Annotated in this window: 9 protein-coding genes; 1 reads left to right on the forward strand and 8 read right to left on the reverse strand. The window is 63.3% G+C overall.

The features are described from left to right. Nucleotides 1-195 precede the first annotated feature (195 nt). On the reverse strand, nt 196-2,136 hold the full coding sequence (locus B5E66_RS02730) for an FAD-binding protein (RefSeq protein WP_242958064.1): 1,941 nt from the start codon (nt 2,134-2,136) through the stop codon (nt 196-198). A 220-nt stretch (nt 2,137-2,356) separates the two neighbouring features. Here B5E66_RS02730 and B5E66_RS02735 point away from each other — a divergent pair, with 220 nt between their 5' ends. After that, nucleotides 2,357-3,238, forward strand: coding sequence for a LysR family transcriptional regulator (locus tag B5E66_RS02735; protein ID WP_158098311.1), 882 nt, complete (start codon nt 2,357-2,359; stop codon nt 3,236-3,238). Nucleotides 3,239-3,346: 108 nt separating this feature from the next. Here B5E66_RS02735 and B5E66_RS02740 read toward each other — a convergent pair whose 3' ends face one another. The 7 genes from B5E66_RS02740 to glpK are packed head-to-tail and all read right to left on the reverse strand — an operon-like array spanning nt 3,347 to nt 12,628. Next, nucleotides 3,347-4,495 carry an iron-containing alcohol dehydrogenase gene (locus tag B5E66_RS02740; RefSeq protein WP_087228446.1) on the reverse strand — a complete coding sequence of 383 codons (1,149 nt, stop codon included), beginning with the start codon at nt 4,493-4,495 and terminating at the stop codon, nt 3,347-3,349. Between the two features lie 12 nt (nt 4,496-4,507). Beyond that, entirely contained in the window at nt 4,508-7,027 is a 2,520-nt protein-coding gene (gene hpfG, locus B5E66_RS02745) for a (2S)-3-sulfopropanediol dehydratase (protein ID WP_087228447.1), read from the reverse strand. A gap of 24 nt (nt 7,028-7,051) precedes the next feature. Then, nucleotides 7,052-8,005, reverse strand: a complete 954-nt coding sequence (hpfH, locus tag B5E66_RS02750) for a (2S)-3-sulfopropanediol dehydratase activating enzyme (RefSeq protein WP_087228448.1) — start codon at nt 8,003-8,005, stop codon at nt 7,052-7,054. 3 nt (nt 8,006-8,008) lie between these two features. Further along, nucleotides 8,009-8,377: a DUF1667 domain-containing protein gene (locus B5E66_RS02755; protein WP_087228449.1), complete on the reverse strand. Its 369-nt coding sequence runs from the start codon at nt 8,375-8,377 to the stop codon at nt 8,009-8,011. A gap of 3 nt (nt 8,378-8,380) precedes the next feature. Next, on the reverse strand, nt 8,381-9,643 hold the full coding sequence (locus B5E66_RS02760; RefSeq protein ID WP_087228450.1) for an NAD(P)/FAD-dependent oxidoreductase: 1,263 nt from the start codon (nt 9,641-9,643) through the stop codon (nt 8,381-8,383). Nucleotides 9,644-9,655: 12 nt separating this feature from the next. After that, nucleotides 9,656-11,089: an NAD(P)/FAD-dependent oxidoreductase gene (locus B5E66_RS02765; RefSeq protein WP_087228451.1), complete on the reverse strand. Its 1,434-nt coding sequence runs from the start codon at nt 11,087-11,089 to the stop codon at nt 9,656-9,658. Nucleotides 11,090-11,131: 42 nt separating this feature from the next. After that, on the reverse strand, nt 11,132-12,628 hold the full coding sequence (gene glpK, locus B5E66_RS02770; RefSeq protein WP_087228452.1) for a glycerol kinase GlpK: 1,497 nt from the start codon (nt 12,626-12,628) through the stop codon (nt 11,132-11,134). Nucleotides 12,629-12,633 lie beyond the last annotated feature (5 nt).

Consider the following 12,633-nt stretch of genomic DNA (forward strand, 5'->3'; position numbering starts at 1 on the left):
TTTCCCTCCCCCTCTCCTTTTTATAAGGTATGCGGAGAGGGAAAACGGTATGCGGACCGCACAGGGGGAGGTGGGGGCGTCCGACAGGATAATCAGCCGGAACGTTCTGTGTGCTTCCGCTTCCATCGACGCAAAAGGCCCCCGGAGGCTCTCCGGGGGCGCAGCATGGATAAAATCGACCGGCAGGTGGCTCGATCACAGAGCGGCCAGGGTCTTGGCGATGTTATAGCCAAAGGTCACACAGCGGCTGTGGCTCAGGCAGTTCTCGTTGTGGGGGTAGGTGCCGGAGAACATACTGCCGGACACGTTGCCGATGGCGTACAGGCCGGGGATGGGCTGGGCGTTGGTGTCCAGCACTTCGCTGGACGGCGTGATCTGGAGGCCGCCGGCGGTGCACAGGCAGGACGCCATCTCCTTGGTGGCATAGAAGGGGGCCGTGTCGATGCGGTGCATCATCCGGCCGGGGAAGTGGAAGTCGCTGTCCTCGCCGGCATCGCACATCTCGTTCCAGTGCTCGATGGAGGCGACAAAGGCGTCCACCGGCACGCCCATCTTTTCGGCCAGTTCTTCCAGGGTATCGGCGGTCAGGGCGTTTTCGCTGGTGGCGGCGCCGGCCCAGACTTCCTTGGGACCGTAGCAGCTGGACGAGGGGGTCCAGATGCTGTCCACGATCTCATTGATGTTGGCGTCCACGATGTAATAGCAGTAAGCGCCGGGCTGCGCCTGGATGGCGTTGGCCAGATGGTTGTAAGCCTCGTACTCCGCGGTGAAGCGGACGCCCCGCTTATTGACCCGCAGGTAGGGCATCAGCTGCTGGGGATCCAGCATCAGAGGATGGGGGTATTCATCTTCCATTGCGCCGATGGCCTTGGCCATTTCGTGGCCGTCGCCGGTGTTGGTCTTGGTGCCGTTCATCCAGTCGCCCAGGGCCAGGTCACGGGGACGGCAGCAGGCGGCCAGCTTGGCCGGGTTGAATTCGTAGCCGCCGGTGGCCAGCACGACGCCCTTGGCGGTCAGGTATTTGACATAGCCGCTCTCGCCCTTGGCAATGGCGCCGATGACCTTGTCGCCCTCGGTCACCAGCTGGACCACGGGGGTATTGAACAGGACGGTGGCGCCTGCCGCAGTGATCTTCTCCTGCAGCTTGGCCGCGATCTCGTCGGTGGCCAGAGGGATATTGATGGAGGTGTTCCAGCTGCGGCTCAGGCTCAGCACATCGTAAGCGTCGGTAAAATCCGGGAAATCCCCCGCATTGAAGGTCAGGCGGTACTGCTCGATGGGGATCTCCAGCTCATCCAGGAACCAGTCCACTGCCTCGTCGCAGGTATCGATCCACTTCTGGTAGACGCTCTGCTCGCCGCGGTAGGCGCAGTTGACCATGGCGTCATCCAGCCACTCTCGGGTATCGAACTGCACGCCGTACATCTGGTGCACTTTGTCGTGGAAGGCGCCCATCGTGGCGCTGCGCCAGGTGGGGGAAGCGCCCTTTTCCAGAGCGACCACGTCCAGACCCTGCTCTGCGCAGGCCAGGGCGGCCGCCATGCCCGCAGGCCCCTGGCCGCAGACCAGCACGTCGATGTTCACGGTCTCTGCAATGTCGCTGTCCGCAATGGGATCGGCCACAAAGGCGATCTCGCCCTGGCCGGCTGCAGGGACGCCCTCCAGGTTTTCCTCACAGGAGGGGAAGCCGTTTACCACTTCCTGGGCCGGGGCGGTCTGAGCGGGCTGCTCGGAGGCGACCCCCATGGCCTGGCTGATGCAGTCGGCGGCGGCCTGCTTGACGGCGTCGGAGGTGAAGGTGGCCCCGGCGACGGTATCGATCTCGGCGCTCTGGGCGTCCAGCAGGGCCTGCTGGAAATCGGCGGCAGAGTCGCGGGCCAGGTCGATGGTCTCGTTGGAGGTGTCCACCGTGACCTCTGTGATGGAAGTCTCGGTGAAGGTCATGGTGACGGTCACTTCCGCCATGCCGGTCGCCTTGGCGGTGTAGGTGCCGGGCGTGTAAACGGCTGCGCCCGAAGGCGAGGAAGCGGCCGTCGAACTGGCGCTTTCACAGGCGCTGATGGCGCCGGCGGTGACACCGCTCATGGCCGCAGCCGCTGCGATTTTCAAAAAGCCTTTGCGGGAAACTTTTTTCATCTTGCAATCGTCCTTTCTGTTTCTCTTTCCGGCGGCTCCCATTGCGTCTTTGCGGCAAAGGGAGTATACTGATACCATCAGTATATCCTGATTGATAAGCTTTTGACAAGCACTTTTTTCTTTCATGGTTACAATTTGCGGTTGTAGCCATCTGCGGCTTTCTTTTCTTGTCCCCGCTGCCCGTTTTTTGCTGCCGATGCCGGCTACAGGAGGCCTTTTCATGGACCACAAGCAGCTCAGATTTTTCCGGAAGATCTGTGAAGAAAAAAGCATCAACCGTGCCGCGCAAAAACTTTTCATCAGCCAGCAGGCCCTGAGCAAATCCATTGCGAAGCTGGAGAAAGAGGTAGGGGTCCCTCTATTGGTGCGCACGCCCGAGGGGGTGCGGCTGACCGTTGCGGGCCAGCTGCTGGAACAGCGCGCCGGGCTGTATCTGGAGGAGCACGACGATATCCTGCGCCAGCTGCGCGCCACGCAGGAAGGACCCCACCTGCGGATCGGCTACTTTATGGGGCTGCTGCAGGAACTGCCGCCCCGGTTTTTCGGCCGCTTCATGGACGCCCACCCGGAGGTGAAGTTCCACTTTCACAGCTATACGGATACCGAACGCAGCCGTGCCTACCAGAACGACAACTGCGATCTGGTGATCAGCACCGCCCCTTTGGGGCAGGGGTTTGTGGAGCTGGCCTGCCTGAAAAACCCCATCGGCATCATCTTTTCCCGCTCCCATATCCTGCACGGCATCCCCGCGCCCTGCCTTTCGGACCTGAAAGACCTGCCCTTGATCACGCTGAACACCGAAAACCGCGCCCAGACCCAGCTTCTGGAGCTTCTGCAGGCTCATGGCCTCGTGGTGGATACGGTGCTTGGCGATGCGGACGGCGACCTTCTGGAGGAACTGCTCCAGCGTGGGTTCGTCTCCTTTTACGCGGGCAAGCGCAGCGCTTTGCCCGCCTGGATGGAATTCCGCTTTCTGACGGACCTGGATCTTGTTTGGGAGTTCTATATCTACGGCCGCCGGGGCCGCCGCCTCCTGCCGGTGGAAAAAGAACTGATCCGCTCCATCCTTGCGGCAGTGAGACCGGAAGAAGAACAGAGATGAAAAGCTTTGAGGCAAAGCCGGGACGGCCCGGTCGCACCCTTTTGCATACCCGAGCAAAAAGCCCCGCAGCGAAAATCGCTGCGAGGCTTTTTGTGTATGGATGGGGGATCACATGGTCTGCTCGTACAGACGGATGATGTCCTTCACGCTGGTCTGACGGGGATTGGCGGGGATGTTGCCGCTCTTCATGGCGTCTTCGGCCATGGCGGGGATCTTGTCGGCGGTGACGCCCACCTGGCTGAGGGTGTCGGGGATGCCCAGATCCCGGTTCAGGCGGCGCAGCTCCTCCACCAGCATATCAGGGGTGAAGTGCTCGATGGGGCCTGTCTCCCGGCGGATGCAGCGGTAGATGACCTGGTAGCGGCCATGGTCCGCCAGGGCATTGTAGGCCATGACGTTGGGCAGCAGGATCGAGTTGGCCACGCCGTGGGGCACATTGAAATAGCCGCTGACCGGGTGGCTCATGGCGTGGACGTTGCCCAGGCGGGCCCAGGCAAAGGAGATGCCTGCAAAGGTGGAGCCCAGCATCATGGCGCAGGCTGCCTCCTCGTCCTGACGGTTGGCCACAAAGCGGCGCAGATTGCCGCCGATCAGCTCCATGGCTTTCTCAGCCATGGCGTCCGAGAAGGGGGTGGCGTTGCGGGAGATATAGGCTTCCACCGCATGGATCAGGGCATCCACGCCGCAGGAGGCGGCGATCGAGGCGGGTGCGGTCATGATGAGGGTGGGGTCCAGCAGGGCGTACTTGGGCAGGATCTCATAGCTGAACACCGACAGCTTGTAATTGCGGGCGGTGTCGGTGATGACGGCCGAGGCGGTGACCTCGCTGCCGGTGCCGGCCGTAGTGGGAATGGCGATCATGGGAACGATGGGGCCGGGCACCTTGAAATTGCCTTCATAGTCGGTGATGGAGCCGCCGTAATTGGCCAGCACGCCGACTGCCTTGCCCACATCCATCGAGCTGCCGCCGCCCAGGGCAACAATGCTGGAGGCGCCGCAGCTCCGGTAGAGGGCGGCTGCCTCATTGACCACCTCGACGGTGGGGTTGGGCACCACATCCAGATAGGAAGTGCAGCTGATGCCGGCTGCCTCGATGATGTCCTGCACCTTTTTGACAACGCCGATCTTTTCCAGCCCGCGGTCAGATACAAGGAGCACGTGGTCCGAGCTGCTGGCCCGGAGCACCTCGGGCAGCTGGCTCAGACAGCCCATGCCGAAGCGGATGTCCTGGGGGACGGTGAAATGAAAGCTGTTCATGGATCTATCTCCTTAAAAATGCAGTTCTGTGCGCTGGATCAGGTCTTTCTGCAGGGGCTTGCCCAGCTCTACGAAGTAGGCGCTGTAACCGGCCACACGCACCAGCATATCCTTGTAGTCTTCCGGTTTCTTTTGGGCCGCCCGCATGGTGTCGGCGCTCATGATGTTGAACTGGACGTGCATGGGCCCTTTGTGCATATACTCCTCGATGAAGTGCACCAGGTTGTCCCGGCCCTCGATGCCGGCCACGGCGTCTTCGGGAAAACGCAGGTTCATCAGGGTGCCGTTGGTGGCCAGGCTGTGGTCTACCTTGGCCAGGGAGTTGACGATGGCGGTGGGGCCGTTGATGTCGTGGGAGCCTGCGTCGGTATGGACGGGACCCATGTTGTCCGAGATGGCCTCGCCCTTTTTGCGGCCGTCCACCGAGGCGTTGGTGTTCAGGCCCATGGCCACATTGGCATTGACCGAGTAGACGCCAGGGCTGAAGGTGGCCCCGCGGGGGGACTTGCGGCCGGCGATGTGCTTGCAGTAGGTCTCGAACATGAATTTGAACAGCTCGTCGGCGTAATCGTCATCGTTGCCGTAGTGATGCACCTTGGAGCTGTTGACCAGGGCATACAGCTTTTCGTAGCCCGCCCAGTTTGCCTTGACGGCAGCCAGCAGCTGGGCGCCGGTGCAGCGCTTTTCGTCAAAGACCAGCTGTTTGATGGCGGAAAGGGAATCGGCGCAGGTGGCCATGCCGCTGGCCTGGGGTCCGATGCCATTGTATTTGGCGCCGCCTTCGGTCAGGTCGAGGCCCGACTCCATGCAGTCCTCAAACAGGGCCGAGACATAGGGCAGCGGCTTGAGGGCGCGGTGGGCGTTCTCGATCACGCACAGGCTGGAGCACATCTGGTTGGTCCAGTATTCGAACTGGCTGTCCACGCTCCTGCACACCTCGTCAAAGCTGGCATAGGTGTCCAGGCTGCCGGTGTCGGGACCCAGGTGCCGGCCCAGGGCGCCGCAGCGGGACCAGCGGGGGCAATGAGACCCGCAGTCGATGCAGCGGCCGCCGTTGAGCACCATCTCCATCATCTTGGGGGTATTCACGTAGGCGGCGTCGTGCCAGCCGTACTCCCTGCCCGGCAGGCTGATCTCCACACAGCCGACCACACAGTAGTCCCGGGCCTCCTCCAGGGACATCCCCTTGCGCATCATCCCCTGGATGGCGGGAGCGTCGTTGAACAGCTTGGGATGCCCGTAACCGGCGCGGATGCATTCCACCGCCTTGACGCGCAGCTCCTCGGGGGTGTTCTCGTGCATACGCACACAGACCCAGGGGTTCATCATGCGGGTGTGGGCCGAAGCTTCCAGCATCAGCATGGTCAGGTCGTTGGTAGCGTCGTTGCCTTCCCGGTCCACGCCGCCGATGGTCAGGCTCTCGCCGCCAAAGCCGCGGCCATTGCGCAGGGCCATGCTGCCCGCATCCTTCAGTTTGGTGGGGTTGTTCAGCTTGACGTACTCCACCTCCAGCAGCTCCAGGGCAAACGATTTGTCCAGGCCGCCGCGGTCCCGGTCTGCCTTATAATAGGGGTAGAGCCACTGGTCCATGCGGCCGTAGGAGATGGAATGGCCGTTGGATTCCACACAGATCAGCATGGTGGCAAAGTTGAACAGCTGCAGCGCCTGCCAGAAAGTCTGGGGCGTGCCGCTGGAGATGGCCCGGCAGTTCTCTGCGATGGCTTCCAGCTCGGCTTTGCGCTTGGGATCGGTTTCGGCGCCGGCCATCTGTACGGCCAGGTCGGCATAGCGCAGGATATAGCGGGTGACGGCCTGCAGCATGATGCACATACCCTGGTAGAACTCGCGCTTTGTGCAGAATGCGGGGTCGTGCATATCCAGACCCGCCAGCTTTTCCTGGGCGCGCTGGAGCAGGCCGCCAAAGCCCAGCCGCATCAGGCGGGCATAATCGACGGCCAGGTGGCCGGTGCCGGCGTAGTGGTAGAGGTTGGTCTGGAAAATCTTTTTGCCTGCCTCCGAACCCTTGAGCTGATCGTCGTCCAGACGGGCGTTGATGTAATCATCCAGGGTCCTGCCCTGCCACCAGCTGCACAGGTCCAGGATCTCCTGGCGTTCGGCGTCGCTGCGGATGTAGAACTGGTCGTGCTCCCGCTCCTCAAAGGGGTGGTGCCGGATCTCGTCCAGGATCCAGTTGACCGAGAACTCGGGATAGATGGGAGCCGACTTGATGGGTGAAGCGATGTCGCCCACGATCAGGTCATCCTCATAAATATAGATGCCGCAGTGCAGCAGGACATTTTCAAATGCATAGGCAACCTTGAGCTTTTCAGGGGCGTTTGGGTGGGCCTGGTAGCTTTCGGTGACCAGGCGCAGACGCTGGGTATCGATGTCATAGCCCCGGTCCAGGAAGGTCTGGCGCAGCCTGTTGACCCGGGGAAAAGGGGACCAGTCCTCATGGTGGACCTGGTAGCCCACGCAGTAATTTTTGTCAAACGGCTCGGTGCCGCTGGCGGTGGTGTGGATATTGCCCATCAAAATACCTCCTCTGTGGTTGTTTCACTCTTTTTCCCGGGTACCCACCAGGCAGTTGATGCCCCGGCTGTTGAAATACGCTGCGATCTGTGCCACCTGTTTCTGGAAGGCCCGGCGGTTCAGCCGCAGGTCGGACATCTGGTAGGGCATCCCGAGAGAGCGGTATTTTTCCTCTCCCAGGCGCATAAAGCTGAGCAGCTGCAAAGTGCGCACCCGCCCGCCCATCCGAGTCAGGATAAAGTCGGCCGAAGCCTCTATGTTGGCGCGGCTGTCGTTGACGCCGGGGATCACCGGGATGCGCAGGATCAGTTCGCGGTCCAGCTGGGCCAGCCGCTGCAAATTTTGCAGGATCAGGCCGTTGTCCACGCCGGTGTACTCCCGGTGCAGCGCGCTGTCCATCATTTTGAGGTCGGAGATGATCAGATCGGTGAATGGAAGGACCTTTTCGATCTGCTCCCAGCCAAAGCAGAGGGTGGATTCGCAGCAGGTGTGGAACCCCTCGGCCCGGCAGGCGGCAAACAGGGCGGCCACAAAGTCGCTCTGCACCAGGGGATCGCCGCCGGATACGGTCACGCCGCCTCCCGACCGTTCGTAATAGCCCCTGTCCCGCCGGATGACCTCCATGCATTCCTCCACCGTCATGGCGCGCCCCCACAGTTTGAGGGCATCGGAAGGGCAGGCATCCAGGCATTGCAGGCAGTCGGTGCAGCGGGTGCGGTCGATGCCGGCCAACTTGCCCACCGTGAAATGAAAGATGTCCCCCTGGGGGCAGGCTTCCACGCAGCTGCCGCAGGCCCGGCGGCCGATGCATTTAGTGCGGTAAACGCCCACCTGGGGCTGGCGCAGCAGCCCTTCCGGGTTGCTGCACCACCGGCAGCGCAGAGGACAGCCCTTGAGGAACAACTCGGTGCGCAGGCCGGGCCCGTCGTGGATGGTGTACCGCTGTACGTTGAAAACGATGCCGATTTCGCTGCTCATACCTCAGTTTCTCACACCCACGTTTTTGGTGGCGATGACGTCCACCCCTGTGCCGGCCACGTTTTCAGCCAGCACCTGGCCGATGCAGACCGGCGCGCGGACGGTGACGTCCTTGAGGGCGCGGGCCACGTCGAAGATCTTGCCCTTGGGCACGTCGGTGCGGGTCTTGCAGGAGACCATGGGGAGGGTGCCGCCTGTCACACGCACCGTGCTGGTCACGATGCGGGTGGGGTTGGTGACCTCCTTGCGGCCATAGGCGTCGCCCCGGGGACAGGTGTTGCCCTTCACCTGGAGGACGGCGCCCCCTTCCATCTCCACCGTCAGGGGGCAGCCCATCGGGCAGCCGATGCAGATCAGTTCTTTCTTTTCCATCGTTTATGCCTCCTCCAAGGTCACGGTGATGCAGCCGGCGGCGGGATTTTGCCGCAGCAGCTCGCCCTTGAGCTGGACGGTCTCCATCTCGCCGGGGGCCAGGACCGGCCGGCGGCGGGTGAAAATACAGGTGTCGCCCAGATAGACGGCGATCTTTTTGTTTTTGTACACGGCCCCCACCCGGAAGCGGAGGGTCAGCTTATCGCCCACGCAGGCGGGGCGGACGGCGGTGGGCACGGTGTAGCGGACGCCGTTCTCCCCCCGGACGGGCAGCACGACGGCCTGCTGCTCCCGGCCGTCGTTTTGGATGTAGGCGGCGGCCTGGGCGCCGGCGGCGCCGGCCTCCTCCGAGACGTAGTCTACCAGGTCGTGGACGTGCAGTACGTTGCCTGCCGCAAAGACGCCGGGGATGCTGGTCTCCAGGCTCTCATTGACGACGGGGCCGCCCGTCACCGGGTTGAGCTGGACCCCGGCGGCGCGGCTCAGCTCGTTCTCGGGCAGAAGGCCGCAGGACAGCAGCAGGGTGTCGCAGTCGTAGTGCTCCTCGGTGCCGGGGATGGGCTTGCCGTTTTCCACCTGGGCCAGGGTGATGCCCTCCACCCGCTCTTTGCCCTGGATGTCCACCACGGTATGGCTCAGCTTGAGGGGGATGCCGTAGTCGTCCAGGCACTGGACGATGTTGCGCTTCAGGCCGCCGGAGTAGGGCATCAGCTCGGCCACCACCTGCACCTGCGCCCCTTCCAGGGTCATCCGGCGGGCCATGATCAGGCCGATGTCGCCCGAGCCCAGGATGACCACCTTGCGGCCGGGCAGATAGCCCTCCATATTGACCAGGCGCTGGGCGGTGCCGGCGGTGAAGATGCCGGCGGGCCGGTAGCCGGGGATGTTCAAGGCGCCCCGGGGCCGCTCACGGCAGCCCATCGCCAGGACGACCGCCTTGGGATGGAGCTGGAACAGCCCGTCCTCGCGGTTCATGGCGGTGACGGTCTTGTCGGCCGCCAGGTCCAGCACCATGGTGTTGAGTTTGTAGGGGATCTCCAGCTCTTTGGCCATCGCGATAAAGCGGGCGGCGTATTCGGGACCGGTGAGTTCTTCCTTGAAGGTGTGCAGCCCAAAGCCGTTGTGGATGCACTGGTTGAGGATGCCGCCCAGCTCGTTGTCCCGCTCCAGGATCAGCAGGTCCTCCACGCCGTGCCTGCGGGCCTCCACAGCGGCCGCCAACCCGGCGGGGCCGCCGCCGATGATAACAAGATCTACGTTTTTCATGGTATTTCCCCCTTACAGCGCGTCCTTGTTGGTGCCGACGATGATCTTTGAGCTGCCGCCGGACTTGGTGATCTCACAAAGCGGCAGTCCCAGCTCCCGTGCAAGGATCTCCATGACGCGGGGGCTGCAGAAGCCGGCCTGGCAGCGGCCCATGCCGGCGCGGGTGCGCCGCTTGACGCCGTCCAGGCTGCGGGCGCCGGGCACCCGGTGGATGGCGTCGATGATCTCCCCCTCGGTGATGCTCTCACAGCGGCAGATGATCTGGCCGTAAGCGGGCTGGCGGCGGATCAGGTCGGCGCGCTCTTCCAGGGAAAGGGTCTTGGGATCGAGGATGCCCTTGCGGGTGGGGTCGAAGTCGGTCTTTTTCTCCAGGTGCAGGCTGCCGGCCGCAATGTCTGCCACCATGGCGCCGATGGCCGGCGCACTGGACAGGCCGGGGGACTCGATGGCGGCGCAGTCCACAAAGCCGGGGGCGATCTCGCCGATGAAGAAATCGTGCCGGGGCTCGTGGGCGCGCAGGCCCGCAAAGCTGGTGATGGTCTGGCGCATGGGCAGATCCTTGACCGCCAGGCCGGCCTTGGCGCGGATCTCGTCCAGGCCCGCAGCCGTGGTGGCGGTGGCCTCTTTGTCCTCCACGTCGATGGCGGTGGGGCCGATCAGCAGGTTGCCGTGGACGGTGGGGGTGACCAGGACCCCCTTGCCGTACTTGCCGGGCAGCTGGAAAACGGTGTGGCGGACATGGTCCCCGGCGGCATGGTCCAGCAGGAAGTAGTCGCCCCGGCGGGCGATGATCTGCATGGGCTGGGCCGGCGCGGCCATGTTGTGCAGCACGTCGGCATAGACGCCGGCGGCATTGACCACCAGCCGCGCGTCGCAGCTGCCGCGGTCGGTCTCGACACGCCAGCCGCCCTGGATGGGATAGACCTTTTGGACGGCGGTGTCGAACTGGAACCGGACGCCGTTTTTGGCGGCGTTCTCGGCGAAAGCGTAGGTCATCCCGAAGGGACAGACGATGGCGCCGGTGGGGGCCCACAGGGCGGCGATGGCGTCGTCCGAGATGTTGGGCTCCATGGCTTTCAGCTCGTCCCGCCGGATGATCCGCAGCCCTTCGACGCCGTTGGCGGTACCGTTCTCATACAGCTGCTGCAGTTTGGGCAGGTCCTCCTCCTGCAAACAGACCACCAGGCTGCCGCAGGGGTCATAGGCAAAGTCCAGTTCCCTGGCCAGGGCGGGCATCCGCTTGCTGCCCTCCACATTCAGCCTGGCCATCAGGGTGCCGTGGGCCGCGTCAAAGCCGGCATGGACAATGGCGCTGTTGGCTTTGCTGGTGCCGCAGCAGACGTCCTCTTCTTTTTCCAGCACCAGGATATCGGCCTTGTAACGGGCGAGTTCCCGCGCACTGGCGCAGCCGGACACGCCGGCGCCGATGATGATTACATCTGTCATAGATCCATCTCTCTCTTTCTTGTTACATGGGGGCGGCTGCGCTCATTCCTCGTCGAGGGCCCAGTGATAGGCGCAGCGGACGGCTTTGTTCCAGCCGCGCAGCCGTTTGGCCCGTTCTTCTTCGGTGATGGAAGGCCGGTAGGTGCAGTCCACCGACCAGTTGCGGGCCACTTCCCCGGTGGATTTCCAGTAGCCCACGGCCAGGCCCGCCAGATAGGCGGCGCCCAGGGCGGTGGTCTCGAGGCACTTGGGCCGCTTGACCGGCACATTGCTGATGTCGGCCATGGTCTGCAGCAGGTAGTTGTTGGCGGAAGCGCCGCCGTCCACCCGCAGGCTGCGCATCTGGATGCCGGAATCCGCCTCCATGGCGCGCAGCACGTCGTTGACCTGGTAGCACAGGCTGTCCAGGGTGGCCCGGATGATGTGGTATTTGTTGCACCCGCGGGTCAGGCCCACGATGGCGCCCCGGGCGTACTGGTCCCAGTGGGGCGCGCCCAGGCCGGTAAAGGCGGGCACCACATAGCAGCCGTTGGTGTCCTTGACCTTGTTGGCCATGTACTCGGAGTCCTTGGCCTCCTCCAGCAGCCGCAGTTCATCCCGCAGCCACTGGATGGCGGCCCCGGCCACAAAGATGGAACCTTCCAGCGCATAGTTGACCCGGCCGTCCAGACCCCAGGCGATGGTGGTCACCAGGCCGTTGCGGGAAAATACCGGCTTCTCCCCGGTGTTCATCAGCATGAAGCCGCCGGTGCCAAAGGTATTTTTGGCCTCGCCGGGGGCAAAGCAGGTCTGTCCGAACAAAGCCGCCTGCTGGTCTCCGGCCGCCCCCGCGATCTTGATCTCGCCGCCGAAATGCATGGGGTCGGCGTACTCATAAAAGCAGCTGGAGGGCATGGGCTGGGGCAGCATACACCGGGGGATGTCCAGCTCCTGGAGGATCTCGTCATCCCAGTCCAGCGTGTGGATGTTGAACAGCATGGTACGGCTGGCGTTGGAATAGTCGGTGACGTGGACCTTGCCGCAGGTCAATTTCCAGATCAGCCAGGTCTCCACCGTCCCGAACAGCAGCTGTCCCGCTTCGGCCTTCTGCCGCGCGTTTGGCACATGGTCCAGGATCCATTTCAGCTTGGTGGCCGAAAAATAAGCGTCGATCACAAGGCCGGTCTTTTGACGGAACTTCTCGGTCAGGCCGCGGGCCTTCAGCTCGTCGCAGTAGGCGCTGGTGCGCCGGCACTGCCAGACGATGGCGTGGCAGACCGGTTCGCCGGTGTCGCGGTCCCATACGATGGTGGTCTCCCGCTGGTTGGTGATGCCGATGGCTGCAATGTCCTCGGCGCTGGCCCCGATCTGGTTCATGGCCGACAGGGCTACGCCCAGCTGGGTGGTCCAGATCTCGTTGGCGTCGTGCTCCACCCACCCGGGCCGGGGGAAATACTGGGTGAATTCCTTCTGTGCAACGCTGCACATCTCTCCCGCCTGATTGAACAGGATGCAGCGGTTGGATGTGGTGCCTGCATCCAGTGCCATGATGTAGGACATCGATG

Origin of the sequence: Faecalibacterium sp. An121 (assembly GCF_002160915.1) — a bacterium.
Classification (GTDB): domain Bacteria; phylum Bacillota; class Clostridia; order Oscillospirales; family Ruminococcaceae; genus Faecalibacterium; species Faecalibacterium avium.

Coding starts and splice junctions, on each gene's coding strand:
- glpK (WP_087228452.1), bottom strand. CDS start 12,628: ATGTCCTACATCATGGCACTGGATGCAGGCACCACATCCAACCGCTGC.
- B5E66_RS02730 (WP_242958064.1), bottom strand. CDS start 2,136: ATGAAAAAAGTTTCCCGCAAAGGCTTTTTGAAAATCGCAGCGGCTGCG.
- B5E66_RS02760 (WP_087228450.1), bottom strand. CDS start 9,643: ATGAAAAACGTAGATCTTGTTATCATCGGCGGCGGCCCCGCCGGGTTG.
- B5E66_RS02755 (WP_087228449.1), bottom strand. CDS start 8,377: ATGGAAAAGAAAGAACTGATCTGCATCGGCTGCCCGATGGGCTGCCCC.
- B5E66_RS02735 (WP_158098311.1), top strand. CDS start 2,357: ATGGACCACAAGCAGCTCAGATTTTTCCGGAAGATCTGTGAAGAAAAA.
- hpfH (WP_087228448.1), bottom strand. CDS start 8,005: ATGAGCAGCGAAATCGGCATCGTTTTCAACGTACAGCGGTACACCATC.
- B5E66_RS02740 (WP_087228446.1), bottom strand. CDS start 4,495: ATGAACAGCTTTCATTTCACCGTCCCCCAGGACATCCGCTTCGGCATG.
- hpfG (WP_087228447.1), bottom strand. CDS start 7,027: ATGGGCAATATCCACACCACCGCCAGCGGCACCGAGCCGTTTGACAAA.
- B5E66_RS02765 (WP_087228451.1), bottom strand. CDS start 11,089: ATGACAGATGTAATCATCATCGGCGCCGGCGTGTCCGGCTGCGCCAGT.